This window comes from Pseudomonas sp. PS01270, assembly GCF_029959775.1.
GTDB lineage: Bacteria > Pseudomonadota > Gammaproteobacteria > Pseudomonadales > Pseudomonadaceae > Aquipseudomonas > Aquipseudomonas atacamensis.
Genome location: NZ_JASCPT010000015.1, coordinates 1 through 25,866, shown reverse-complemented (window position 1 = coordinate 25,866; position 25,866 = coordinate 1). Strand labels below are relative to the sequence as shown.

The window sequence follows — 25,866 nt, the reverse complement described above, 5'->3', positions numbered from 1 at the left end:
TATCGTTTGCCCCTTCAAACGGCAGGATGCCGAAACCCGTCGTCCCCTTGCAGGAATGCAGGGGGCGTCTTTTTCAAGGATGAAAATATGCCAGTCAAACCCCCTCGCGGTGGCGGTACCCACGTGGACGCCTCGGGCAGCCCGCATCGGTCTGCGGACGTGGACACTTCGCTTCCCGGCCACTTGGGTCGCACAGGCGTCGATGTGGATATTGCTCAGCACCATTTGCTGCCGCGCGCCGGATCATCCACCGACGCCACCCTGGATGCCGTGCCCCCCGCCGCGGCCGTTGTAGTTCGCGCAATCGCGGAGGGTATTGGCCCTACCGCCACCCAGCCTTCGCTGGACAATTACGTCACCAACGCCCGAGCGATACTTCCACAGGTCAACAGCGAAGGTTTGCGGGTGATCAGTCGGCGAACCTACGCAGACCTGGCCAACGGTGACCTGGTGCCTGTCGCCGTGGATCCTGCGACGGGTTTGTACCGAGCCCGGCGGCCAAGCGAGTTGCTCCCTTCCGGCCCGGTGATGCTGCGCGATGTGGACAGCGGACTTTGGTATGCGCGTGAAGTCGCGGAGCCAACTACCCGGGAACAGATCCGCACCTACCTTCCCGACGCGACCGACGAGGACGCGGATGCCTTCATCGCCCGGTTTGATGACAAGGACGTGGCAGAGCTTGAGCTCAAGCATATCCAGCTTGGGCTTGCGCTATTGGACTCGACGCGTTTTGACCTGCCGATCAGTCGAGGTTCCATTTCATCGGACAACGAGTTTCATGAGGCGCGAAATATGTGGGCGACGTTTCGCCAGTTGTACCGATGGCAAGGCCAGCCCGAGCAGCGCGTCTACCGTGATGGGCGGCTCGTGGGCTTCAAGCTGGAAATCGATCTGACGATTTGGCCAGTTGCAAAGCCGCTTTCCTTGAAGTTCGGCTCAGTGGTTTCTCTGACTTTAAGAGGCCGTGGCCGGCTGGACCCAGACGTGTTTTGCGCACAATTTCCCAACCTTGAAAGTCTGACGATTACCAGTCAGGAAATCGGAGTGCAAGGCCGGTTTCAAGGATGGGACGTGATTAATTGGGTGCATTCAAAATTCAGTCTGGATTCGCGCTTTGCCGAGCAATTGAAAAGATTCCCGCGTCTGCAAAGGCTGCACTTGCAGGACTGTGAATTGACGTCTGACTTTTCCGTACGAGGCCTTGCCAAGCTACATGAGCTATGGCTTTGCAACACATTCGAGGCCCCGGTGAACAGCCTGGACATGCAGATGCGGCATCAGGAGCAAGTCACCTTTTTGCAAGTGGCAGCTGACCTCAGAGGGATGACTGAACTGCGAGTGCTGGATCTGAGCCGCACCGGAATACACCTGCTGCCTTCCGGTCTTGAAGCCATCGACGTGGCGTCGAAGCTTGAAGTGTTGAGGCTGGGGGGCAATCCGCTTGCGAACAGCCTTTCACTCGAAAACATGACCGCACTGCAGGAGCTGGATCTTTCCAACACACGATTGCAAAGATTTCCCGAGGGCATTACCGACAGGATTCCCGCAAAAGAATTGAATCTTGCGGACAATCACATCAGGTCGATTCCCGAATCCGTGGAGCTCAGAGCGGGCTTCAATCTCATCGGCAATCCGATCACGGACCCGGCCTCGCTACGGCGGTTGATACGAGCACGTGCCGAGACAGGCACCGATATCTGGCTTGGGCAGGAAAGCAGCGATGGGTCTGCCGATCTCTGGCTACGCAACGTGCCACAGGACCAGATAGCGGAAAAACAAGCGCTGTGGGACAGGCATAACGCCGCAATGCCCCTGGCAGTGACCGGCATTCTTCGTCGGCTGAGTCGAACGCCCGAGTTTCACGTCGAACGCCCGCTGCTGCAGCGGCGCGTGTGGTGGTTTCTGGAAATGTATGACAGGGCCGACGTCACCGAGCGGGCCAGGCTCGACGCCATTCTTCATACGGAAACGAGTCCCGGGAGGATGCTGGACCGGCTGGAGAGTGAAATCCGCAGCTATGACGCAGGGCGACAGAATCAACCGCTGCACCCTCTGCCCAAGCGTCCCAAGTTCGAATAGGCGCAGAACGCATTGCGGTGTAAAAGCGGGAATCCCTGACCTGCCTGTATCAGGGTTCCCAAAAGCATGGGCTTCGCTTGCGGCGTCAGCCCGGTGTAAAGAGGGAACCCCCGGCCTGCCTGTACCAAGGATCCCAAAAGGGTAGGCTCGCCGCTTTGTGCTGTGAGCCCGGTGTAAAGAGGGGAATCCCCGGCCTGCCTGTACCAAGGTCCCCGAAACGGGTGGTGAAACGAATCACCTGAGATAGGTATTGCAGGCGGCGTGCCAGGTTTTAATTTGCTGAAACAAAAAACGCTTTGCGAACGCGAAAGCCCCGGGACTCGGGGCTTTCGCGTTTTTGAATAAAGGGTTTTTCAGTTTTTTCAGGAGTGATTGTGGCGATACGGCTGTGCGCGATCGCGGGTCATTGTGCATTGATGCGGTGCACGGTGGCCCTCACCCTGACCCTCTCCCAGAGGGAGAGGGGACTGACCGAGGTGCCCGGTCAAGTTACGCCGACCTGAGATACCGAGCCGAACTCAGGCCTCGAAACCACCCGAGATTGCTCCCTTCCCCCTCTCCCCCTTGGGGGAGAGGGCTGGGGTGAGGGGGATCGATCCTGAGTACACGACAACCCTTAAGCGTTAACCCTCTTCCCCCTCATCATCATCCCCACCATCAACCTTCATCCCCAGTTCCTTGATCTTGCGCGTCAGGGTATTGCGCCCCCAACCCAGCAGCACCGCCGCATCACGCCGACGTCCTGCGGTGTGCTTCAAAGCAGTCTCGATCATGATCCGCTCGAACGCCGGCACTGCGCTGTCGAGCAGGCTCGACTGGCCACGGGCCAGGGCCTGATCGGCCCACTGGCGCAGGGCCTGTTCCCAGTTGGTCACTGGCGCCGAATCCTGCGGCAGGTTGAGCAGTTCCGGTGGCAAGTCACTGATGTGCACTTCACGGCCGGAGGCCATGACGGTGATCCAGCGGCAGGTGTTCTCCAGCTGGCGCACGTTGCCCGGCCACGGCAGGTTTTTCAGGTATTCCTCGGTTTCGCTTTTCAGCAGCTTCGGCTCGACCGCCAGTTCCTGCGCGGCGCGGCTGAGGAAGTGCCGGGCCAGGGTCGGGATGTCTTCGCGACGATCCGACAGGCGCGGGATGTGGATGCGGATCACGTTGAGGCGGTGGAACAAGTCCTCACGGAACTTGCCGGCGTGGACGAGCGTTTCCAGGTTCTGGTGGGTCGCAGCGATGATGCGCACATCGACCTTGACCGGCACATGACCGCCGACGCGATAGAACTCGCCATCGGCCAGCACGCGCAACAGACGCGTCTGAGTGTCCGCCGGCATATCGCCGATTTCATCGAGGAACAGCGTGCCGCCGTCCGCTTGTTCAAAGCGACCGCGACGCAGGTTTGCCGCGCCGGTGAACGCGCCTTTCTCGTGGCCGAACAGTTCCGATTCCATCAGATCCTTGGGAATCGCCGCCATGTTCAGGGCAATGAACGGCGAAGCCGCGCGTGGGCTGTGGCGGTGCAGGGCGTGGGCCACCAGTTCTTTACCGGTACCGGATTCGCCATTGATCAGCACGGTGATGTTGGAGTGGCTCAGGCGGCCGATGGCGCGAAACACTTCCTGCATCGCCGGCGCTTCGCCGATGATTTCCGGGGTGCGCGTCAGCGCCGGCACCACTTCCAGGCCTTGCTGTTCCTGCGCATGTTGATTGGCGCGTTTGACCAGCGATACCGCTTCATCGACGTCGAAAGGCTTGGGCAGGTACTCGAAAGCGCCGCCCTGATAGGAGGCGACAGCGCTGTCCAGATCGGAGTGAGCGGTCATGATGATGACCGGCAGCCGTGGGTGCTGTTCGCGAATCCGCGCCAGCAGATCCAGGCCACTGGCGCCCGGCATGCGGATATCGGAGATGATCACGTCCGGCTGCTGCCGGGCCAGACGACTCATCACGCCATCGGCGCTGTCGAAGCTCTGGGTGGTCATGCCTTCCTGCTGCAAGGCCTTTTCCAGGACCCAGCGGATAGAACGGTCGTCATCGACGATCCACACGGTTTCACTACGGCTCATGTCGATGTGGCTCCTTGTTCCAGTGGCAGGAAGATCGAGAAGGTGGTGTGGCCTGGATGGCTCTCACACTCGATCAGGCCCTGGTGCTGACTGATGATGTTCTGGGTAATGGCCAGGCCCAGCCCGGTACCGTCCGGGCGGCCGCTGACCATCGGAAAGAAAATGGTTTCCTGCAGTTCCGCCGGGATGCCCGGGCCGTTGTCGATGATCTCGATCTTGGTCACCAGACGATGGCGGATGTGGCCGATGGTGAACTGGCGCATGGCGCGTGTGCGCAGGCTGATGCGGCCCAGGCGCAGCTCGTTCTGGCTGCTGATCGCCTGCATCGCGTTGCGCACGATGTTCAACACCGCCTGAATCATTTGCTCGCGGTCGATCAATACGTCGGGAATGCTCGGGTCGTAATCACGCACCAGGGTGATGCAGCCCTGGCTTTCGGCCTCGACCAGATGGCAGACGCGTTCGAGCACTTCGTGGACGTTGCACATGGCCAGCGACGGCAGTTTGTTCGAGCCGAGCATGCGATCGACCAGATTGCGCAGGCGGTCGGCCTCTTCGATGATCACATTGGTGTAATCGCGCAGGCTGTCTTCCGGTAGCTCGCGGGCGAGCAATTGCGCCGCGCCACGGATGCCGCCGAGGGGGTTCTTGATCTCGTGGGCGAGGCCGCGCACCAGCATCTTGCTGGTTTCCTGCTTGGACAGCTGGGCCTCTTCCTTGGTGATCCGCAACAGGCGATCACGCGGGTGCACTTCAAGCAAAAGCAAAGTCTCGCCGTTGCTGAGGATTGGCGTGACCGCATAATCCACGGTCAGCGTCTGGCCGGTGAGGGCGGTGAGCATCGCTTCACGCTTGGTGAAAGGGTGCGCCTGCTCCACCGCCTGACGCAGGGAATTGAGCGCCTCGGGGGATTCGGTGAACAGCTCGCTGATGAACTGGCCGTGACTGCGCTGACCGCTGACCGCCAATAGCATTTCCGCCGCCGGGTTCATGTACTCCAGGCGCAGCTCGGCGTCGAGCAGGATGGTCGCCGTGGTCAGGTTGTCGAGCAGCAAACGGTGAATAGCGTCGCTTATGGTCATCTGGACCCCTTTTGGAGCAAGGCGTGCGCGAGAACAAAGCGCTGATGTCGGGAAAATGCAAAAACCAAACCAAGGCTCCGAAAAGAAGCGTTTGAGCCCTGAAACAGGCGTTTGACGCGCGTTTGTATGGCACGAAGCCAGCTCAAACGGGAAGTTTCGAACCAAAATGGGTTGGGTTGTGGGCGAGATGCAGTTTAGTGCACCAATAGGGTGCGTGTGCCCGGCGGACGTTAAAAGAAGCGCAGGAATGGATTCTTCGGTTCTTCAGGTTTGTCCTTGAGCGGGCATTCCGGGCGCACGCCGTAATCGTCGGCGACACAGGGTTTGACCTGACGTTTCTGCGCCAGGGAAATGCGCAGCATGTGGAACGGCTGATTGGCGGTGCGTTCCACGGTACGCCCGGCGGCGTCGAGGATTTCGATCGAAAGGCTGTGGCTGCCGCGATCGATATTGCTCAGCGCAAATACCGGGCTGACGCCGGGCTCGCCAGTGGCCTTGCCATCCAGCAGCAGGCGATAACGATGGCCGCTTTGCAGGCCGGGCTCGCTGGTGACGCTGACGATCAGCTCGCCGGCGCTGTTGCGCAAAGTAGCATCGGGCTCCGGGATCAGAATGCGCAGCATGTCGTAGCGAAAGGGCGTTGGTTCGGCGGATTTTTTCGCTGTGGTGATCGGCGCTGCGGTGTTGGCAGGGACCGCCATGCGATTGCTCGTCGCGATCGGCACTCGCTTGGCGTTGGCGCGTGGCTGGTCGGTATAGACGCGGTTGCCCTGTGCGTCGATGTAGGTAAAGACCTCCGCCGAGGCGGACGTCGACATCAACACCAGGATGAGTGCCAGCCCCGCGCGAATCACGGCGTATGCACCCGTTGCACGGTGAAGACCGCTGCCGGGCTCTGTTGAACGACGGTCTGGCCGTCGATCACTTGCACGGCCAGGCGATGCTCGCCGCGATCGATGTTGATCAATTGCAGAACCGGCACGTTGCTCGGCTGGCCATAGGGCCGGTCGTCGAGTAGCAGCATTAATTGATGCGGCGGTTGCAGGCGCGGTTTGATCAGGACATTGACCGTAAAGGTGCCGTTATTGGCGCGCAGGGCCTCGTCAGTGGGCAGACCGGCGAGTTCGAGGATTTCATAGGCGTTGCGCGGTGGTTGCGGTTGTTCTGCGGTGGGTGCCTGCGGCGCACTCGGTGCTTGCGGCTCGACCCGATTGAGCGGTGGCAGCTCGACCGGTTGCGCCTGCACGCCGTCCGGCGGCTGATTGCTGTACGCCGTGTTGCCGTTGGCGTCGGTGTACTTGTAGATCTGCGCGGCGGCGGGCAGGGCGATCAGCAGCAGAATGTAGAGAAACGTGCGACCCATGAAATCGACCGGGGTTGGAAACGATGGGTAGCAGCATAGGTCAGGTGCGGCGGTTGGCCAAAACCGTTAATAACTGGAATTGAAAAGACTGGTAGCCAAAACACGGATCGTTCCCATGCTCTGCGTGGGAATGCCTCCTGGGACGCTCCGCGTCCAATGACGCGGAGCGTCACGGGCTGCATTCCCACGCGGAGCGTGGGAACGATCAATGACCCACCGCTTTCGCGAGCAGGCTCGCTCCCACATGGAAAATGCGTTGCGCCGGGCAATAAAAAAGGCCTCCCGAAGGAGGCCTCTTGTGTCACGCCACTTTACGCAGCGCTACCGGATCAGCAGCTGTAGTACAGCTCATATTCCAGTGGGTGCACGAAGGTGCGAACCTTGATTTCTTCTTCCGATTTCAGCGCGATGTAAGCATCGATGAAGTCGTCGGAGAACACGCCGCCCTTGGTCAGGAACGCGCGGCCCTTGTCCAGCTCTTCCAGGGCTTCTTTCAGGCTGCCGCAAACCTGTGGAATCTCTTTCGCCTCTTCAGGCGGCAGGTCGTACAGGTTCTTGTCGGCGGCATCGCCTGGGTGGATCTTGTTCTGGATACCGTCCAGACCGGCCATCAGCAGCGCTGCGAAAGCCAGGTACGGGTTGGCTGCCGGATCCGGGAAGCGTGCTTCGATACGGCGGGCTTTCGGGCTCGACACGTAAGGAATACGGATCGAAGCGGAACGGTTGCGCGCCGAGTAGGCAAGCATTACCGGAGCTTCGAAGCCTGGCACCAGACGCTTGTAGGAGTTGGTCGCCGGGTTGGTGAAGCCGTTCAGGGCCTTACCGTGCTTGATGATGCCGCCGATGAAGTACAGAGCGGTATCGGACAGGCCGGCATAGCCTTCACCTGCGAAGGTGTTCTTGCCGTCTTTCCAGATCGACATGTGTACGTGCATGCCCGAACCGTTGTCGCCGTACAGTGGCTTCGGCATGAAGGTCGCGGTGCGGCCGTAAGCGTCAGCAACGTTGTGCACAACGTATTTCAGGGTCTGAACTTCGTCAGCTTTCTTCACCAGGGTGTTGAACTTGACGCCGATTTCGTTCTGGCCGGCAGTTGCCACTTCGTGGTGGTGAACTTCAACCGACTGACCCATTTCTTCCAGTGCGTTGCACATGGCAGTACGGATTTCGTGGTCGTGGTCGAACGGTGGAACCGGGAAGTAGCCGCCTTTCACGCCTGGACGGTGACCCTTGTTGCCGCCTTCGATGTCCTGGTCGGACATCCACGAACCTTGTTCGGAGTAGATCTTGAACATCGAGCCGGAGATGTCCGACTTGAATTTCACCGAGTCAAAGATGAAGAACTCAGGCTCTGGACCGGCGAATACGGTGTCACCGATACCGGTAGCTTTCAGGTGCTCTTCGGCGCGCTTGGCGATCGCACGTGGGTCGCGATCGTAGCCCTGCATGCTCGAAGGCTCGATGATGTCGCACACCAGAATCAGGGTTGGGTCTTCGGTGAACGGATCGAGCACGGCAGTTTCGTCGACCGGCATCAGGATCATGTCGGAGGCTTCGATGCCTTTCCAGCCGGAGATGGAGGAACCGTCGAACATCTTGCCGACTTCGAAGAAGTCGTCATCCAGCGCATCGCGAGCCGGCATGGTCACGTGGTGCTGAGTGCCTTTGGTGTCCGTGAAGCGCAGATCAATCCACTTGACGTCATGATCTTTGATGAGTTGAACCGACTTCGACATAGTGTCCTCCGGGTGAATTAGGGCGGGTAGTGGATGCCCTTAATAATGGTGATGCCGGCGCGAATACTCTGCCAAGGCAACCTGCCTCACAAGGGAGCAAATTGCATGCCAGTGCCCCAGCATGGGTTTTTTGCCCCAAATTCACGCTTATTAAGGCTTGCGAGGTTCTGAATCGACAAATCCCGCCCCTTAATGTTGCGTTTAAATTCAGAAATGACCTGTTTTGGTGCAAGCAAAACCTTCTGCACATTAACTGGTTAAACCTTGAGCAATTTCCGCTATAATCCGCGCCCCCCTTTTTCGGCTGGCCGTTCGCGCGCTGTTTTCATGAAACTTATCGTAAAAGTCTTCCCCGAGATCACCATCAAAAGCCGACCTGTCCGGACGAAATTCATCCGCCAGTTGGCCAAGAACATCCGCACCGTGCTCCGTGACCTGGACCCGGCCGTGGTGGTGAACGGCGTGTGGGACAATCTCGAGCTGGAAACCCGCGTTACCGACCCCAAAGCCTTGAAAGAGATGGGCGAGCGCCTGACCTGCATGCCGGGTATCGCGCATTTTCTGCAGATCGACGAGTACCCGCTGGGCGACTTCGACGACATCACCGAGAAGTGTAAACAGCACTACGGCGATGCGCTGGCCGGGAAGATTTTCTCGGTACGCTGCAAGCGCGCAGGCAAGCATGCGTTCAGCTCGATGGACGTGGAAAAGTACGTCGGCAGCAAGCTGCGTCGCGAGTGCGGTGCAGCCGGAATCGACCTCAAAGCGCCGCAAATCGAAGTCCGTATCGAAGTTCGCGACAAACGGTTGTTCGTGATCCACAGCCAGCACAACGGCATCGGCGGCTACCCGCTGGGTGCGCTGGAGCAGACGCTGGTGTTGATGTCCGGCGGCTTCGATTCGACCGTGGCGGCTTACCAGATCATGCGTCGCGGCCTGATGGCGCACTTCTGCTTCTTCAATCTCGGCGGGCGTGCCCACGAATTGGGCGTGATGGAAGTCGCGCACTTCATCTGGAAGAAGTACGGCAGCTCGCAACGCGTGCTATTTGTCAGTGTGCCGTTCGAGGAAGTGCTGGGCGAAATTCTCGGCAAAGTCGATAACAGTCATATGGGCGTGGTTTTGAAGCGTATGATGTTGCGCGCCTCGTCCGAGATCGCCGAACGCCTGCACATCGATGCACTGGTGACCGGTGAAGCGATCTCCCAAGTGTCGAGCCAGACGCTGCCGAACCTGTCGGTGATCGACTGCGTGACCGACAAGCTGGTGCTGCGGCCGCTGATCGTCGCGCACAAACAGGACATCATCGACACGGCCAACGAGATCGGCACCGCCGATTTCGCCCGGCACATGCCGGAATATTGCGGCGTGATTTCGGTCAACCCCAAGACTGCCGCCAAGCGGGGCCGGGTTGAGCACGAAGAGAAAGAATTCGACATGGCGGTACTCGAGCGTGCGCTCGCCAACGCCAAACTGGTGCCGATCGATCGGGTAATCGACGAGTTGGGCCAGGATTTGCAAATTGAAGAAGTCAGCGAAGCGCTGGCCGGTCAGATCGTGATCGACATCCGCCACCCGGATGCCGCCGAGGATGACCCGCTGGAGCTCGCCGGCATAGAGGTACAGACGATGCCGTTCTATGCAGTGAACGCACGTTTCAAGGAACTGGACCCTACTCGCCAGTACCTGCTGTATTGCGACAAAGGCGTGATGAGTCGCCTGCATGCCCACCATTTGCTCAGTGAGGGGCATGCCAATGTGCGCGTTTATCGACCGAGCTAAGTGCCCGGGGCTGTTTGCCTGTGGCCTGCGTCACCGGCCCCCCGACACCGCCGTCAAGCTGTAACGGCCATGCCGGACACTACTGCTAATCGCTGCCATGACTTGTCAGCAAACCGAATCCTCTGATCGAGATACACAAGTGATCGAAAATCTACGCAACATCGCCATCATTGCCCACGTTGACCACGGTAAAACCACCCTGGTAGACAAACTCCTGCGTCAATCCGGCACCCTGGAGCGCAACGAGCTCAACGACGAGCGCGTGATGGACTCCAACGACCAGGAAAAAGAACGCGGTATTACCATTCTGGCGAAGAACACCGCCATCAACTGGAACGGCTACCACATCAACATCGTGGACACCCCGGGCCACGCCGACTTCGGCGGCGAAGTTGAACGCGTAATGTCGATGGTCGACTCCGTTCTGCTGCTGGTTGACGCTCAAGACGGCCCTATGCCGCAAACCCGTTTCGTGACCAAGAAGGCTTTCGAAGCCGGCCTGCGTCCAATCGTGGTGATCAACAAGGTTGACCGTCCAGGCGCGCGTCCGGACTGGGTTCTGGACCAGATCTTCGACCTGTTCGACAACCTCGGTGCGACCGAAGAACAACTGGACTTCCAGGTTGTTTACGCTTCGGCCCTGAACGGTATTGCCGGTCTGGACCACACCGCCATGGCGGAAGACATGACTCCGCTGTACCAGGCGGTAGTCGACCACGTTCCGCCTCCGGCCGTTGACCGTGACGGTCCGTTCCAGATGCAGATCTCCGCGCTGGACTACAACAGCTTCCTGGGTGTTATCGGTGTTGGCCGTATCGCTCGTGGTCGCGTCAAGCCGAACACCCCGGTTGTCGCTATCAGCGCCGACGGCAAGCGTCGCAACGGTCGTATCCTGAAGCTGATGGGTCACCACGGTCTGCACCGCATCGACGTTGACGAAGCAGCAGCCGGCGACATCGTCTGCATCAGCGGCTTCGACGAGCTGTTCATCTCCGACACTCTGTGCGACATCAACACCGTCGAGGCGATGAAGCCGCTGACCGTTGACGAGCCAACCGTTTCCATGACCTTCCAGGTAAACGACTCGCCATTCTGCGGTAAAGAAGGCAAGTTCGTGACCTCCCGTAACATCAAGGATCGTCTGGACAAAGAGCTGCTGTACAACGTTGCACTGCGCGTTGAAGAAGGCGACTCCGCTGACAAGTTCAAGGTTTCCGGCCGTGGTGAGCTGCACCTCTCGGTACTGATCGAAACCATGCGTCGCGAAGGCTTCGAGCTGGCCCTGGGCCGTCCTGAAGTGATCATCCGTGAAGTTGACGGCGTGAAGCAGGAACCGTTCGAAAACGTCACCATCGACATCCCTGAAGAATCCCAGGGCAAGGTCATGGAAGAGATGGGTCTGCGTAAGGGCGACCTGAGCAACATGGTGCCGGATGGCAAGGGCCGTGTTCGTCTGGAATACAACATCCCTGCTCGCGGTCTGATCGGTTTCCGTAACCAGTTCCTGACCCTGACCAACGGTGCTGGCATCCTGACCTCGATCTTCGACCGTTACGCTCCAGTGAAGTCGGGCCACATGTCCGGCCGTCAGAACGGCGTTCTGGTTTCGGTTGAAACCGGCAAGGCTCTGACCTACTCGCTGGAAACCCTGCAGGCTCGTGGCAAGCTGTTCGTAGAACACGGCCAGGAAATCTACAACGGTCAGATCGTTGGTCAGAACAGCCGCGACAACGACCTGGGTGTCAACCCAACCAAAGGCAAGAAGCTCGACAACATGCGTGCTTCGGGTAAAGACGAAACCATCGCTCTGGTCCCACCTGTTCGCTTCACCCTGGAACAGGCTCTGGAATACATCCAGGAAGACGAGCTGTGCGAAGTTACGCCTAAGTCGATCCGTCTTCGCAAGAAGATCCTCGACGAAAGCGAGCGTACCCGCGCTGCGAAGAAAGCCAAGGCGTAATTCAGCCCTGGAATAAAAAACGCCCCCGGTCGCGAGACCGGGGGCGTTTTTGTTTGTCTGGGGTTTAGGCGATCTTTGTGCTGCCTCATCGCTGGCAATCCAGCTCCCACAGGGTTTTGTGGGCGTATTGATCGTTCCTACGCTCTGCGTGGGAATGCCTCAACGGACGCTCCGCGTTCGGCTTCAGGAGTGACGCGGAGCGTCCCGGGCTGCATTCCCACGCAGAGCGTGGGAACGATCAGGCGCGATCAAAATTTGTCGATGGCCCGGAAATTCTGCACCCGCTCGACTTCTTTCGGCTTATAAGCGCAATACCCCGGCCGCGGGCCGATCTTCGGGTGGTTGCGGCAGGTGTCCGGGCGCTTGTCATAAATGGTGCACAGGCGGGTTTTACGATCCAGGTAATAGCAGTCGTTGTTGCTCATGCGCTGGAGGGTGAAGATTCCCGACTTCTGATTGAAGCGCTCGACCAGACCTTCCTTTTGCAGGCGCTTGGCGATGTTCTTTGGCGGATCGCCCAGTTCGAACTCGTCGACCACACCGATGCGCACCAGATCCTTGATCTTCACTTCGACCGGCAGCGTGCAGCAGCTGGACATGCACGAGCCGCACATCGGTGCCGAATATTTGGCCCACGTATCGAGACGATCAATCTCGGCGGCGGCGATCAGGTTGGGCTTCATCATCGGGAGTTACCAGGCGTGTATGCATCAGGGCGCGCGATCATACCGGCAGCGGTGGAATTTTGAACAACCTTTCGCCGGATATTTTCGCAGCGGCCGCATTTTGCCCGACAGGACGGCACGGCCCCTGCATTCATTGGCTCATCCGCCAGGGTTATGTCGCACTGGCGCACAGTCCGCGCAAATACTGCCGAACCAGAGCCGTTACCGCCGGTCAGACCGTCTAGGCTCAGAAAATTCCCGCTCGCTCGAGGTCCTGTTGATGACTCAAGAACCACTAGTTCGCGAAGCAGAGGTGGCCGCATTCCGCGACGCCGTCCTGACCAAACTCACCTACGCCGTGGGCAAAGACCCCGATCACGCCTTCGACCATGACTGGTTCGAAGCCATCGCCCTGGCTGCGCGTGATCACATGGTCGAACACTGGATGGACCACACCCGACAGATCTATCGCAAAGGCCAGAAGCGCGTTTATTACCTCTCGCTGGAATTTCTCATCGGCCGTTTGCTCTACGACAGCCTGAGCAACCTCGGCCTGCTCGACGTCGCCCGTGAAGCGCTGACCGAACTGGGCGTCGATCTGGAGCGCATCCGCCTGCTGGAGCCCGACGCGGCTCTCGGCAACGGCGGCCTCGGTCGTCTGGCGGCGTGCTTCATGGAAAGCATGTCGACCCTCGGCATCGCCGGCCATGGCTATGGCATTCGTTATGAGCATGGCTTGTTCCGTCAGGCGATCGTCGATGGCTGGCAACAGGAGCAGACCGAACACTGGCTGGATTTCGGCAACCCTTGGGAATTCGAACGGCCGGAAGTGGCGTACCCGATCGGCTTCGGCGGCAGCGTCGAAACCGTCACCGATGCCTCCGGCAAGACTCGTCAGGTCTGGTCGCCGGCGGAAACCGTGCGAGCCATTGCTTATGACACGCCGGTGGTCGGCTGGCGCGGAGCGAGCGTCAACACTCTGCGCCTGTGGCGTGCCCGCGCCATGGAAGACCTGCACCTGGAACGCTTCAACGCCGGTGACCACTTGGGCGCCGTGGCGGAAGTGGCCCGCGCCGAGAGTATCTCCCGCGTCCTTTATCCGGCCGACAGCACCGAAGCCGGGCAAGAACTGCGCCTGCGTCAGGAATACTTCTTTGTCGCCGCTTCGCTGCAGGATCTGCTGCGCCGTCACCGCAACATGCACACCTCGGTGCTGACCCTCGGTGATCACGCGGCGATCCAGCTAAACGACACTCACCCCTCGATTGCAGTGGCCGAGCTGATGCGCCAACTGGTCGACGTCTACGACGTCGCGTGGGACGCAGCATGGCAAGTCACTGTCGACACGCTGTCGTACACCAACCACACGCTGCTGCCGGAAGCGCTGGAAACCTGGCCGGTCGGGCTGATGGAACGCATGCTGCCACGGCACATGCAGATCATTTACCTGATCAACGCGCAGCACATCGATTCGCTGCGGGCCAAGGGCATTCATGACTTCGACGTGTTGCGCGCGGTGTCGCTGATCGAAGAAGACAACGGCCGCCGGGTGCGCATGGGCAACCTCGCGTTCCTCGGTTCGCACAGCGTCAACGGCGTGTCCGGTCTGCATACGCAGCTGATGCGCAAAACCGTATTCGCCGAACTGCACAAGCTCTACCCTGAGCGGATCAACAACAAAACCAACGGCATCACCTTCCGCCGCTGGCTGTATCAGGCCAACCCGGAACTGACTTCGATGCTGGTCGATGCCCTCGGCCCGGACCTGCTCGATCATCCTGAAGAGCGCCTGCTCGAACTCGAGCCGTTCGCCGAGAAAACCGCGTTCCGCAAAGCCTTCGCCGAGCAGCGTTTGCACAGCAAGAAGGCGCTGGCCTATCTGATTCACGAGCGCCTCGGGATCGCGGTCAACCCGGCGGCGATGTTCGACGTGCAGGTCAAACGTATCCACGAATACAAGCGTCAGTTGCTCAACCTGATGCACACCGTGGCGTTGTACCAGGCGATTCGTGCCGAGCCGGAAGTCGACTGGGTGCCACGGGTGAAGATCTTTGCCGGTAAAGCGGCGGCGAGTTATCACCAGGCCAAGCTGATCATCAAGCTGACCAATGACATCGCTCGGGTGGTGAACAATGATCCGACTGTGCGCGGCCTGCTGAAAGTGGTGTTCCTGCCCAACTACAACGTCAGCCTGGCTGAAAGCATCATCCCGGCGGCGGACTTGTCCGAGCAGATTTCCACCGCCGGTTTCGAGGCGTCGGGCACCAGTAACATGAAGTTCGGCCTCAACGGCGCGCTGACCATCGGCACCCTCGACGGTGCCAACGTGGAAATGTGCGAGCGCATCGGTGCCGAGCACATGTTCATCTTCGGTCTCAGTGCGCAACAGGTTGAAGCGCGCAAGCAGAACCACGAGTTCAGCGCCGTACCCGACATCGCCGCCTCCCATCGTTTGAACGATGTGCTGCAGGCGATTCGCAGCGGTGTGTTCTCGCCGGACGATACCTCGCGTTATACCGGCCTGATCGACTCGTTGATCGACTATGACCGCTTTCTGGTCTGCGCCGATTTCGACTCCTACTGGGAAGCGCAGAAGCGTGTCGATGCGCACTGGCACGACTCGCAGAACTGGTGGCGTTCGGCGGTGCTCAACACCTCGCGGATGGGCTGGTTCTCTTCCGACCGGACGATTCGCGAGTACGCCACGGATATCTGGAAAGCGCTGGAGTAACTTTCCCCGACAAATCTGCGCAAGGCCCAACGTTTGTTGGGCCGGATCGATATACTGAGCGCCGGTTAATAGGCATCAATCACCGCCGTACCCTGTGGGAGCGAGCCTGCTCGCGAAGCGATCGTCGACTTAAACAGAAATGTTGGCTGACAATCCGCCTTCGCGAGCAGGCTGGCTCCCACACGGTTTGTGCCTAGACTGAAGCCATCGCCGGACTCGCCCCGCCCCGGGGCTGCTTAGGGATATCGACCATGCAATGGATGTTCATGTTGATCGGGCTGGTGCTCGGTGGACTGCTCGACGAGTCGTTGAGTGGCGCGCTGTTGGGTGCGCTGCTGGGGCTGGTCATCGGCCAGGCGCTGCGCATTGCGCGCCTTGGCTCGCAGGCGGCGGAGCAACAGCGTCAACTCGAGCAGGTGCGCGAAGCCTTGCAAGGCGTGGCTCAGCGGCTGTTTGTGCTGGAGGGTTCGCCCTCGCATGCGCCCGCGCCGTCACCTGAAGCCGAGCCAGTCGCCGCACCCGTCGACGTGGCTGAGCAGGCTGCCCCGACCCCTGAACTGATCTGGGAACTGCCCCCCGAAGTCGAACCGATCTCCACCGTCGCCCGCGAAACCAGCCAGCCGTTGCCGGCGGATGTCTGGCGCGCCGAACCGGCTCCTGCGGCACCGCCACAAAAACCCGCCGAACCCCGTGGCCCGAACCTGATCGAACGCGGCATCAGCGCTGCGCGCAACTGGCTGTTTGGCGGCAATACAGTGCTGCGCGTCGGTGTGGTGCTGCTGTTTTTCGGTCTGGCGTTTTTACTGCGTTACGCCACCGAAGGCATGGTGGTGCCGATCGAGTTGCGTTACGCCGGCGTCGCGGCAGCGGCGTTGGCTCTGCTTGCGCTGGGCTGGTGGTTGCGCCGACGCAACAGCAACTATGCATTGATGCTGCAAGGCACCGGGATCGCGGTGTTGTACCTGACGGTGTTTGCGGCGATGCGTCTGCATCCGTTGCTTGATCCGTCCGCTGCACTCGGTTTGCTGGTCGCGGTGACGGTGTTCTCGGCCATTCTGGCGATTACCCAGGACGCGCTGGGGTTGGCCGCAGCGGCGGCACTCGGTGGTTTCGCCGCGCCTATTCTGACTTCTACCGGCGAAGGCAATCACGTCGCACTGTTCAGCTATTTCGCTCTCCTCAACGCGGGCATTCTTGCTATCGCCTGGTTCAAGGCCTGGCGGCTGCTCAACCTGATCGGTTTCGTCGGCACCTTCGGTATCGGATTCGCCTGGGGCCTGCGTTCCTACACGCCGGAAGTGCTGTGGAGCACCGAGCCGTTCCTGATTTTGTTTTTCCTCATGTACCTCGCCATCGGCCTGCTGTTCGCCCGGCGCAAATTGCGCGACCTGCAGGATGCTCCGGCGGAGGCTGATCGCGAGGCGCTGCTGCAATGGTCTGCACGCAAGGGTGATTATGTCGACGGCACCCTGCTGTTCGGCCCGCCGATCATTGGCTTCGGTTTGCAGTTTGCGTTGGTCCAGCACCTCGAATTCGCGGCGGCGTTCAGTGCGTTGGCGCTGGGCATGATCTATATGGCGCTGGCCAAAGTTTTGATGGGCGGGCGCGCGATGCTCCTGGGCGAAACCTGCCTGGCGCTGGGAGTGATTTTCGCCAGCCTGGCGATTCCGCTGGGGCTCGATGCGCGCTGGACTTCTGCGGCGTGGGCCGTGGAAGGCGCGGGAATTTTCTGGCTTGGCTTGCGTCAGCATCGACCGTTTGCCCGGGCCTTTGCCTTACTGCTGCAACTGGGTTCGGCACTGGCGTTTCTCAGCCAGTTGCAGCCCGGCGAGAGCAGCCTGCTCGACGGCGCACCGCTGGGCGCGCTGATGCTTGGCGCCGCGCTGCTGTTCAGTTTCTTCCAACTGCGCAAGGCTACGCCCGAGCAAACATTGCCGTGGGAAAGGCAAGGCCTGCCAGTGCTGGCGTGTCTGGGCCTGACGTTCCTGTATCTGCTGGCGCCGTTGTTCCTGTTCATCCAGGGCACGGCGATCAGTTGGGCCTTGGCCGGGTTGGCGACCTTGTTTGTTGGCTTGCGAATTCAATCGCGCACATTTCTGTTTACCGCGTTCGCCGTGCAGTTGCTGGGCGGCGCGTTATTTCTGTTGCGCCTGCAAACGGCCGGCGAAGATTCGACGGCGGTGTTCAGCGCTGGCTGGAGCGGTTTGCTCAGTGCATCGCTGATCGGTCTGGCCTTGATTGGCGGCATGCTGCTGGCGGCGCGGGACGAGAAGGTGCGCGGCGATGTGCGCCTGCTGCGCGGCTTGTCGGTGGTGCTGCTGGCCGGCTTGGTGCTTATCAATCTGGCGGTGCTGTTCGTGCTGCCGTGGCAAACCGCGAGTGCAGTGTGGGCGGCCAGCGGTTTGCTGATCATCTGGCTGAGCCTGTACCTGCAACAGCGTCTGAGTTTCGTTTTCGGGCTGCTGTTGCAGGTGGTCGGCGGCGCGGCGTTTCTGCTCGCCGGCCCCGAATGGCTCGGGCCGTTGTCTAGCGAAGGATTGCAACCATTGGCCCATGGCGGCTTCTGGACACCGCTGGTGCTGGGGCTGGCCGCGCTGATCGGTGCGTGGCGCTTGCAATTGGGCAACCATGCCACGGCTTTTGATGCCTTGAGTTTGCAGCGCTTGTCGCAAGTGCTGCTGGTCTGGGGCGCCGGTTGGTGGACGCTGGCGTGGGTCAGCGAAATCCTGCGTTTCGCCTCGCCGAACCTGCAAGGCACATTGTTGCTGCTGGTCGCTGCGATCAGTGTGGCGCTGTGGACGCTGTTGTCACTGCGCTTGAAATGGCCGGCGCTGGGGTTGCTCTGCACCTTACTGATTCCGGCGGCGGCGCTGGTTTTGCTCGGCGCTTGGCATTCGCGCTACCACCCGGCCGCCGACTTCGGCTGGCTGGCGTGGCCGGCGCTGTTCGCGGTGCACTTCTTCAGCCTGCGCCGCTTGGCGTCGATGTTGCCGGCGCGCGCATTGAGCGTGGCCCATGTGCTCGGTTGCTGGCTGCTGATTGGCGTGCTGGCGCTGGAGTTGCGTTACGGCCTGCTGCTGTTGTCCGAGCAATACAATGCCTGGCGCTGGTTGGGTTGGGCGATTCTGCCGAGCCTCTATCTGTTGCTGATGGCTGCACCCCGAACGTGGCCGTGGCCGGTGGCCGCGTTTGCCCGCGAGTACCGCTTGTATGCGGCGGCACCGCTGGCGGTGCTGATGCTGGCGTGGTTCTGGCTGGCCAATGGCGTCAGCGATGGCAATGCCGAACCGTTGCCTTACGTGCCGCTGCTCAACCCATTGGAGCTGGGGCTGCTGTTTGCGCTGTTCGGCGTTTATATCTGGTCGCGCAGCGCCGTTGCGCAGTTGTCGATCCGTCAGGATCATGCCGACCACGCCACGCAACTGATCGCCGGGGTTTCGCTGTTCGCCTTCTGCACCGCGCTGGTCACCCGCGCGGCGCATCACTGGGCCGGCATCCCGTTCGAGCTTGATCAGCTGCTCGCGTCGATGCTGGTGCAGGCCGGCCTGTCGATCGTCTGGACGTTGATGGCGCTGGGGCTGATGATCGGCGGCCATCTGCGCCATCGCCGCGAAGTGTGGCTGATCGGCGCGGCGCTGATTGCGCTGGTGGTGGCCAAACTGATTTTTGTCGAACTGAGCAACCGTGGCGGTCTCGCCCGGATCGTCTCGTTTATCGGTGTCGGCGTATTGCTGCTGGTGGTCGGCTACTTCGCGCCGCTGCCACCCAAACGCGTCGAGGCCGAACCGGCGGCGGACAAACCCGCGCCGGATACCGAAGGAGTTGCATCTTGAGTCGCATGCTGAATCTGGGGTGGTTGGCGCTGGGCGTGGTGATAGTCGCTGGCGCTCAGGAAAAACCGGCGGACTTCGCCACGCAAGTGCCGTTGACGGTGAGCGGCAATGGCCCGTGGTATCGCCTCGACCTGCCGCTGAGCGCGCAATTGCAGGCGCGCCAGACCGATCTCAGCGACCTGCGTGTGTTCAACGCCGCCGGCGAAGCGCAGGCCTACGCCTTGGCTCGCGAATCGGCGCAGACCCGCGACGACGGCAAGCTGCACGAGGTCAAATGGTTCCCGCTGTACAACGCCGCCGACGCCAGCGAGCGTGCGCCGAATGTGCGCGTCCAGTCGACCACCAACGGCACCCTGGTCGAAGTGCAACCGTCCTCGCAACTGGAGGCGGGCGAAGAAGTGCTGCGCGGCTGGTTGCTCGATGCCAGCGCGATCAAGGCGCCGCTGCAGCAGTTGATCCTCGACTGGACCAGCGAGCGCGACGGTTTTCAGCGTTTCAGCATCGAGGCCAGCGACGATCTGCAGCACTGGCAATCCTGGGGCGAGGGCCAGGTGGCGCGGCTGACCTTTTCCGATGAGCGCATCGAACAGCACGAAGTGACCCTGCCGGGGCAGACCGCGCGCTATGTGCGCCTGCTGTGGGAGTCGCCGGGCTCGGCGCCCGTCCTGACGTCGGCGCAATTGAAAAGCAGCGACCCGCGCAACCTGCCGCTGCCTTTGGTGTGGTCGCCCAGCGTGGCCGGCAACAGCAGCAAATCCGGGGAATACATCTGGCAGCTGCCGATGGGGCTGAATGTCGAGCGGGTGCAGGTTGAGCTGAAACAGCCGAACAGTCTGGCGCCAGTCACGTTGGCCGGCCGGCGCGAGAGCAACTTGCCGTGGCAGACGCTGAGCAGCGGTTTGCTGTATCGCCTGAGCCAGAACAATCAGGACGTGGTGCAGAACGAAATCCCGCTGTCCGGGCAGACCGTGCAGCAACTCAAGCTGACCGTGGATGAGCGCGGCGGCGGGTTGGGTGAGCAGGCGCCGGACCTGAAATATGCGGTGCGCGCCACGCAGGTGATCTTCCTCGCCCGGGGCGAAGGGCCGTACAGCCTGGCCTTGGGCAATGCCACGGTGAAAACGGCGAACCTGCCGCTGGCAACGTTGATTCCGGACTTCAAGCCAGAAAAGCTGGCGAGCCTGGGCAAGGCGACGGTGCAGGACGAAGCAGTGGCCACGCAAACCTCAACGGCGACGACGGCTGCGGTGGCCGGGACTAACTGGAAGAAGTTCGGCTTGTGGGCGGTGTTGCTGCTCAGTGTGGTGTTTCTCGGGGCGATGGCGTTCAGCCTGTTGCGCAAGCCGCCTGCCAATACCTGAGCATGGCGGCGCTGCGCGCCATTCGCTGGCAAGCCAGCTCCCACAGTGATCTCGGTCGTTCACATATTTTGTGTACACCACACATCCTGTAGGAGCTGGCTCGCCAGCGATGGCGGCCGGTCAAACAACAAAAATTCATCAGACTGCCGCTATCACTCAACCACCACCCGCCCCATTTCCAACTACGCTCAACCCGACACCTGAACTCTCCACCGACAATCACGTCTCATGCAGGCAAATACACCCAGGCGCACGTTAGCCGGCGTCTTCGCTCGCTAGGTTTTCAGACTCCCTGTAAACTGCGCGGGTTTTCCGCCCCCCATTCCACCGGAGCCGTCCATGTCCCGCGTTACCTTGAGTCGCTATTTGATTGAGCAGACCCGCAGCAACAACACTCCTGCCGATCTGCGCTTTTTGATCGAAGTGGTAGCGCGTGCCTGCAAGGAGATCAGCCACGCCGTGTCCAAAGGCGCCCTGGGTGGTGTTCTGGGCAGCATGGGCACCGAGAACGTGCAAGGCGAAGTGCAGAAGAAGCTCGACGTGATCTCTAACGAGATCCTGCTCGAAGCCAACGAATGGGGCGGTCACCTGGCCGGCATGGCGTCCGAAGAAATGGACAACGCCTACCAGATCCCGGGCAAATACCCGAAAGGCGCGTACCTGCTGGTGTTCGATCCACTGGACGGCTCGTCGAACATCGACATCAATGCCCCGGTCGGCACGATCTTCTCGGTACTGCGTTGCCCGAACGAGTACCTGAGCCAGAACGAGCCGCTGAACGAAAAAGCGTTCCTGCAGCCAGGCACCCAGCAAGTGGCCGCCGGCTACGCCATCTACGGGCCGCAGACCATGCTGGTGCTGACCTTGGGCGACGGCGTCAAAGGCTTCACCCTCGATCGCGAAATGGGCAGCTTCGTCCTGACTCACGAAGACATCACCATCCCGGAAACCACCCAGGAATTCGCCATCAACATGTCCAACCAGCGCCACTGGGAAGCCCCGGTACAGCGCTATGTCGGCGAGCTGCTGGCCGGTGAAGAAGGCCCGTTGAAGAAGAACTACAACATGCGTTGGGTCGCGGCGATGGTTGCCGACGTCCACCGCATCCTGACCCGTGGCGGTCTGTTCATGTACCCGCGCGACAGCCGCGAGCCGTCGAAACCGGGCAAGCTGCGCCTGATGTATGAAGCCAACCCGATGTCGTTCCTCGTCGAACAAGCCGGCGGCGCGTCCACCGACGGTCACCAGCGCATTCTCGACATTCAGCCGGAAGGCCTGCACCAGCGCGTTGCAGTGTTCCTCGGTTCGAAAGAAGAAGTCGCCCGCGCTACGGCCTACCACAAGGAATAAACCATGCACGCGCCCTGGCAGCCGTTGCTCGACTGGTGGTTCGGACACGCCGAATCAGCCAGCGAAGTAGCGGCTGAAAAGGGCAAGTTGTGGTTCGGCAAGCGAAACAGCCAGGACCTCGAAGCGCAGACGCGTTTCGGGGTCTTTGTCGATCAGGCCCTGGCCGGCGAATTGACCGAGTGGACGCAATGTCCCGAAGGTTGGCTGGCGGTGGTGCTGTTGCTTGATCAACTGCCACGCATGATCTATCGCGACACCCCCAAAGCATTTTCCGGTGATCTGCTTGCGCAGAAGCTTGTCGCGCAAGGCGTTGCGGCGGATTTTGATCGGCAGTTGAAACCGATTCAGCGGGTATTCATTTATCTGGTATTCGAACACTGCGAAAACCTCGCAGTGCAGAATGAGGCTGTTTCCAGATTTATCGAGCTGGCGGCTGAACAGCCAGAGTCGGAGCGGGCGGTGTTTGCCGATAACCTGGACTATGCCGAGCGGCATCAGAAGGTGATTGCCCGGTTTGGAAGGTTTCCGCATCGCAATGCGGTGTTGGGGCGGGAGTCTACGGCTGAGGAATTGGAGTTTCTGTCCAGGCCCGGCTCAAGATTCTGAATCTTCAGTGCGGCTTATGCCGCTTTCGCGAGCAGGCTCGCTCCCACAATTGAAATGCATTCCACTGTGGGAGCGAGCCTGCTCGCGAAGAGGCCTGAGGCTGCAGCTTAGATCCTGAAGCTGCCGACCAGATGCTTCAACCGTGCCGCCTGCTGCTCAAGATCCGAACACGCGCGCAACGTCGCCTGCAAGTTCTCCACCCCTTCCTGATTCAGCGTGTTGATCTCGTTGATATCGACATTGATCGACTCGACCACAGCAGTCTGCTCTTCAGTCGCGGTGGCCACCGACTGGTTCATGCCGTCGATTTCGCCGATGCGCTGGGTCACGCTGCCCAGGCGCTCGCCGGCCTGGTTGGCGATGCCGACGCTGCTTTCGCTCTCGCGCTGGCTCTCGGTCATGATGGTTACTGCCTGACGTGCGCCGACCTGCAGCTCTTCGATCATCTTCTGCACTTGCTGCGCCGAATCCTGGGTGCGGTGCGCGAGGTTGCGCACCTCGTCGGCGACCACGGCGAAACCGCGTCCGGCTTCACCGGCGCGCGCGGCTTCGATTGCGGCGTTGAGTGCGAGCAGGTTGGTCTGCTGGGAGATGCTGGTGATCACTTCGAGAATCTGACCGATGTTCACCGTGTTGCTGTTCAGCGTTTCGATGTTGCCGCAGGAGTCGCTGATCTTTGCCGACAGCTGTTGCATGGCGTGGATGGTTTTATCCACCACCTGCTGGCCGTCGACCGCGAGGCTGCGCGCATCGCTGGAATGCTGCGAGGCGAGGGCGGCGTTCTGGGCGATTTCCTGAGCGGCGGCGCCGAGCTGATTGATCGCGGCGGCGACACTGTTGGTGCGGCTGGCCTGCTGGTCGGAGTTGTACATCGACGAGTTCGAGGCAGCGACCACCCGCAGGGCGACTTCGTTGACCTGGCCGGTAGCCGAGGACACTTCGCGGATCGACGTATGAATGCGTTCGACGAAGCGGTTGAACGAAGTGCCCAGCGCGCCGAATTCATCATTGCCGTGAATCACCAGACGTTTGGTCAGATCGCCTTCGCCTTCAGCGATGTCATGCATCGCACGGCCCATGGTCAGCAGTGGCTGCATCAGCACGCGAATCAGCATGCCGAGCAGGCCGATGATGATCAGCACGGCGATGACCATGGCGATCAGTGCCGAGGTGCGGAATTCGCTGAGCATCGAGAACGCGGTGTCTTTGTCGAGCACCAGTGCCACGTACCAGTCAGCCGAAGGCACGCCGTTGACGCGAGTGAAGGAAATCAACTGGGTTTTGCCGTCGAACTCGACTTCTTTCAAGCCCGGACTGACTTGAGGCGCGCCGTTCGGATAGGCCTCGGCGAGGGTCTTGAGCACCAGCTTGCTGTCCGGGTGAATCAGGATCTTGCCTTCGGCGCTGACAATGAACGCATGACCGTGGCCGCCGAAGTTCAGCGAGTTGATGATCGCGCTGACGCTGGTCAGATCGATGTCGGCACCGGCGACGCCGAGCATTTGGCCCTGACGCTGCACCGGGGTGGCAACGGTGATCACCAGTTTGCCCGACGAAGCGGCGATGTACGGTTCGGTGACGATGGTTTGTTGTGCGCTGTTGGCCGCTTTGTACCAGCCGCGCGCGCGTGGATCGTAGTCCGGCGCACGGTTGCCGGCCGGCACCGAGAACATCACGCCGTCAGCGCCACCGAAATAGCTGAGCTGGAAATTGCCGGTGTAGGCGGGCAGGTCAATGATGCGCTTGAGGCTGGCGGGCGCATTGCCATCGACGGCGACTTGCTGCGACAGCGATTGCAGCAGCTGAATGCGGCTTTCCAGCCACGTCTGAATGTTGCTGGTGGTCAGGCTTCCCAGCTCCTGCATGGTCGCTTCGGTGCTGCTGCTCAAGGCCTGACGCTGGCGATAGTCGTTGAAGAAGATGAAACAGGCGAACGCAACGGCCACCACAAGGGCAGCAGCCAGCAGAATCTTGTGGCTGAATTTCATGTTTCTGGTCATCGAATGAACTACCGCGAAGGGGCTGGTCAGGAAAGGGCGGCAATTTGCCATAATCGGCAGCGTTGCGCTGCTCTTATTTCGACCGCGCCGCGCCAAAGATTAGGCGCTTGCAGGGAAATTCGACGAAATGCTCGACGGCTTCACAAAGTTTTTGATTTACCGGCAAAAGCCGGACGGGCGGGCTGATAAATAGGCGTTCGGTCACGGAACCAGATGACACTTTTCTCTTCTAAGCTTCTGGTTGGCACCATGCCATCCCCCCTCGTTCCAGGAGTTTCACCATGTCGCTGCGATCTATCGCCCTGCTGTCGTTTTGCGTGCTATTGGCCGCATGCAGCAAGGTCAATCAGGAAAACTACTCCAAGCTCTCGGCCGGCATGGCCAAGTCCGAAGTGGAAACCCTTCTCGGCAAGCCCACTGATTGCTCGGGCGCGCTCGGTATGTCCAGCTGCACCTGGGGCGACAAGAACAGCTTTATCAGCGTGCAATACGCCGGTGACAAAGTGCTGATGTTTTCCGGCCAAGGCCTGAAGTAAACCGGGGCTTCGCGCCCACGGAGAAAAAAATGAAGCGGTTATTGCTGATCCTTTTTGCTGGCCTGGTACTGGCTGGCTGCGCCACTTCCGGCGTCGACCCGTTGGCGCCCAAGACCGTCAACAGCGTCAATCTCAAGCGTTATCAGGGCACCTGGTATGAACTGGCACGCTTGCCGATGTACTTTCAGCGCCACTGCGCGCAATCCGAAGCCCATTACACCCTCAAGCCTGACGGTAATGTCGGCGTGCTCAATCGTTGCCTGACCCCGGAGTGGCAGTGGGAAGAAGCCAAGGGCACGGCTTATCCACAAGTGCCGGGCAAGACCGACAAGCTCTGGGTCGAATTCGATAACTGGTTCTCGCGCCTGGTGCCGGGTGTGGCAAAGGGCGAGTACTGGGTGTTGTACGTCAGCGACGACTACAAGACCGCCATCGTCGGCGATCCGAGTCGCAAGTACTTGTGGCTGCTGTCACGCACACCGACCGTCAACGGTGTAGTGCGCGAAGAATTGCTGAGCAAGGCGCGTCAGCAGGGTTACGACACCACACGCCTGATCTGGCGGGCGTCGGATCGGCAGATGGCCAAGACGTCCAATTAAGCCGCTATACAAATCAAATGTGGGAGCGAGCCTGCTCGCGAAGAGGGTGTATCAGTCGACATGAATATTGACTGATACACCGCGTTCGCGAGCAGGCTCGCTCCCACAGTTTGGTTTTTGGGT

Annotated in this window: 17 protein-coding genes; 10 read left to right on the top strand and 7 right to left on the bottom strand. The window is 60.5% G+C overall.

The window, feature by feature from the left end:
- The first annotated feature begins 87 nt into the window (after window positions 1–87).
- Window positions 88–2,079: a leucine-rich repeat domain-containing protein gene (locus QMX86_RS07540; protein WP_282385012.1), complete on the top strand. Its 1,992-nt coding sequence runs from the start codon at window positions 88–90 to the stop codon at window positions 2,077–2,079.
- A 623-nt stretch (window positions 2,080–2,702) separates the two neighbouring features.
- Here the strand turns inward: QMX86_RS07540 and ntrC are convergent.
- The 5 genes from ntrC to glnA all read right to left on the bottom strand — a co-directional run bounded on the left by ntrC (window position 2,703) and on the right by glnA (window position 8,320).
- A complete protein-coding gene (gene ntrC, locus QMX86_RS07535) occupies window positions 2,703–4,139 on the bottom strand; it encodes a nitrogen regulation protein NR(I) (protein ID WP_016772108.1) in 1,437 nt (478 codons plus the stop codon).
- Complete coding sequence (glnL, locus tag QMX86_RS07530; RefSeq protein WP_016772107.1) at window positions 4,136–5,221, bottom strand: nitrogen regulation protein NR(II); 1,086 nt, start codon at window positions 5,219–5,221, stop codon at window positions 4,136–4,138. The genes ntrC and glnL overlap by 4 nt, the downstream gene beginning before the upstream one ends.
- Before the next feature lie 230 nt (window positions 5,222–5,451).
- The gene (locus QMX86_RS07525; protein ID WP_178117011.1) at window positions 5,452–6,039 is read right to left on the bottom strand and encodes a DUF4124 domain-containing protein; all 588 of its coding nucleotides are present in this window, start codon (window positions 6,037–6,039) and stop codon (window positions 5,452–5,454) included.
- Window positions 6,040–6,071: 32 nt separating this feature from the next.
- Entirely contained in the window at window positions 6,072–6,584 is a 513-nt protein-coding gene (locus tag QMX86_RS07520) for a DUF4124 domain-containing protein (protein ID WP_282385017.1), read from the bottom strand.
- A gap of 329 nt (window positions 6,585–6,913) precedes the next feature.
- On the bottom strand, window positions 6,914–8,320 hold the full coding sequence (gene glnA, locus QMX86_RS07515) for a type I glutamate--ammonia ligase (protein ID WP_016772104.1): 1,407 nt from the start codon (window positions 8,318–8,320) through the stop codon (window positions 6,914–6,916).
- A 327-nt stretch (window positions 8,321–8,647) separates the two neighbouring features.
- On the opposite strand from glnA, the gene thiI reads away from it, so the two are divergent.
- Complete coding sequence (thiI, locus tag QMX86_RS07510) at window positions 8,648–10,102, top strand: tRNA uracil 4-sulfurtransferase ThiI (protein WP_024011233.1); 1,455 nt, start codon at window positions 8,648–8,650, stop codon at window positions 10,100–10,102.
- A 139-nt stretch (window positions 10,103–10,241) separates the two neighbouring features.
- Window positions 10,242–12,062: a translational GTPase TypA gene (gene typA, locus QMX86_RS07505; protein WP_016772102.1), complete on the top strand. Its 1,821-nt coding sequence runs from the start codon at window positions 10,242–10,244 to the stop codon at window positions 12,060–12,062.
- A 248-nt stretch (window positions 12,063–12,310) separates the two neighbouring features.
- Here the strand turns inward: typA and QMX86_RS07500 are convergent, their stop codons facing one another.
- Window positions 12,311–12,748, bottom strand: coding sequence for a YkgJ family cysteine cluster protein (locus QMX86_RS07500; protein WP_016772101.1), 438 nt, complete (start codon window positions 12,746–12,748; stop codon window positions 12,311–12,313).
- A 259-nt stretch (window positions 12,749–13,007) separates the two neighbouring features.
- Between QMX86_RS07500 and QMX86_RS07495 the strand changes: the two genes are divergently transcribed.
- From QMX86_RS07495 to QMX86_RS07475, 5 genes are all read left to right on the top strand, one after another.
- Entirely contained in the window at window positions 13,008–15,458 is a 2,451-nt protein-coding gene (locus QMX86_RS07495) for a glycogen/starch/alpha-glucan phosphorylase (RefSeq protein WP_016772100.1), read from the top strand.
- A gap of 251 nt (window positions 15,459–15,709) precedes the next feature.
- Window positions 15,710–19,291, top strand: a complete 3,582-nt coding sequence (locus QMX86_RS07490) for a DUF2339 domain-containing protein (protein WP_282385020.1) — start codon at window positions 15,710–15,712, stop codon at window positions 19,289–19,291.
- Window positions 19,288–20,652 carry a DUF3999 domain-containing protein gene (locus QMX86_RS07485; protein WP_282385021.1) on the top strand — a complete coding sequence of 455 codons (1,365 nt, stop codon included), beginning with the start codon at window positions 19,288–19,290 and terminating at the stop codon, window positions 20,650–20,652. Before QMX86_RS07490 ends, QMX86_RS07485 begins: the two co-directional genes overlap by 4 nt.
- A 339-nt stretch (window positions 20,653–20,991) precedes the next feature.
- Complete coding sequence (locus tag QMX86_RS07480; RefSeq protein WP_016772098.1) at window positions 20,992–22,002, top strand: class 1 fructose-bisphosphatase; 1,011 nt, start codon at window positions 20,992–20,994, stop codon at window positions 22,000–22,002.
- Window positions 22,003–22,005: 3 nt separating this feature from the next.
- Window positions 22,006–22,608, top strand: coding sequence for a DUF924 family protein (locus tag QMX86_RS07475; protein WP_282385022.1), 603 nt, complete (start codon window positions 22,006–22,008; stop codon window positions 22,606–22,608).
- Between the two features lie 107 nt (window positions 22,609–22,715).
- Here the strand turns inward: QMX86_RS07475 and QMX86_RS07470 are convergent, their stop codons facing one another.
- Window positions 22,716–24,608, bottom strand: a complete 1,893-nt coding sequence (locus QMX86_RS07470) for a methyl-accepting chemotaxis protein (protein WP_197047952.1) — start codon at window positions 24,606–24,608, stop codon at window positions 22,716–22,718.
- 281 nt (window positions 24,609–24,889) lie between these two features.
- Here QMX86_RS07470 and QMX86_RS07465 point away from each other — a divergent pair, with 281 nt between their 5' ends.
- Together QMX86_RS07465 and QMX86_RS07460 are read left to right on the top strand one after the other, a co-directional pair.
- Window positions 24,890–25,144: a hypothetical protein gene (locus QMX86_RS07465; protein WP_016772095.1), complete on the top strand. Its 255-nt coding sequence runs from the start codon at window positions 24,890–24,892 to the stop codon at window positions 25,142–25,144.
- Between the two features lie 29 nt (window positions 25,145–25,173).
- Window positions 25,174–25,743 (top strand): lipocalin family protein, encoded by a 570-nt coding sequence (locus QMX86_RS07460; protein WP_016772094.1) that lies wholly within the window; start codon window positions 25,174–25,176, stop codon window positions 25,741–25,743.
- Window positions 25,744–25,866 lie beyond the last annotated feature (123 nt).

Coding starts and splice junctions, on each gene's coding strand:
- QMX86_RS07460 (WP_016772094.1), top strand. CDS start 25,174: ATGAAGCGGTTATTGCTGATCCTTTTTGCTGGCCTGGTACTGGCTGGC.
- QMX86_RS07470 (WP_197047952.1), bottom strand. CDS start 24,608: ATGACCAGAAACATGAAATTCAGCCACAAGATTCTGCTGGCTGCTGCC.
- ntrC (WP_016772108.1), bottom strand. CDS start 4,139: ATGAGCCGTAGTGAAACCGTGTGGATCGTCGATGACGACCGTTCTATC.
- QMX86_RS07490 (WP_282385020.1), top strand. CDS start 15,710: ATGCAATGGATGTTCATGTTGATCGGGCTGGTGCTCGGTGGACTGCTC.
- QMX86_RS07465 (WP_016772095.1), top strand. CDS start 24,890: ATGTCGCTGCGATCTATCGCCCTGCTGTCGTTTTGCGTGCTATTGGCC.
- thiI (WP_024011233.1), top strand. CDS start 8,648: ATGAAACTTATCGTAAAAGTCTTCCCCGAGATCACCATCAAAAGCCGA.
- QMX86_RS07495 (WP_016772100.1), top strand. CDS start 13,008: ATGACTCAAGAACCACTAGTTCGCGAAGCAGAGGTGGCCGCATTCCGC.
- QMX86_RS07525 (WP_178117011.1), bottom strand. CDS start 6,039: ATGTCGACGTCCGCCTCGGCGGAGGTCTTTACCTACATCGACGCACAG.
- QMX86_RS07475 (WP_282385022.1), top strand. CDS start 22,006: ATGCACGCGCCCTGGCAGCCGTTGCTCGACTGGTGGTTCGGACACGCC.
- glnL (WP_016772107.1), bottom strand. CDS start 5,221: ATGACCATAAGCGACGCTATTCACCGTTTGCTGCTCGACAACCTGACC.
- QMX86_RS07500 (WP_016772101.1), bottom strand. CDS start 12,748: ATGATGAAGCCCAACCTGATCGCCGCCGCCGAGATTGATCGTCTCGAT.
- QMX86_RS07540 (WP_282385012.1), top strand. CDS start 88: ATGCCAGTCAAACCCCCTCGCGGTGGCGGTACCCACGTGGACGCCTCG.
- glnA (WP_016772104.1), bottom strand. CDS start 8,320: ATGTCGAAGTCGGTTCAACTCATCAAAGATCATGACGTCAAGTGGATT.
- QMX86_RS07520 (WP_282385017.1), bottom strand. CDS start 6,584: ATGGGTCGCACGTTTCTCTACATTCTGCTGCTGATCGCCCTGCCCGCC.
- QMX86_RS07480 (WP_016772098.1), top strand. CDS start 20,992: ATGTCCCGCGTTACCTTGAGTCGCTATTTGATTGAGCAGACCCGCAGC.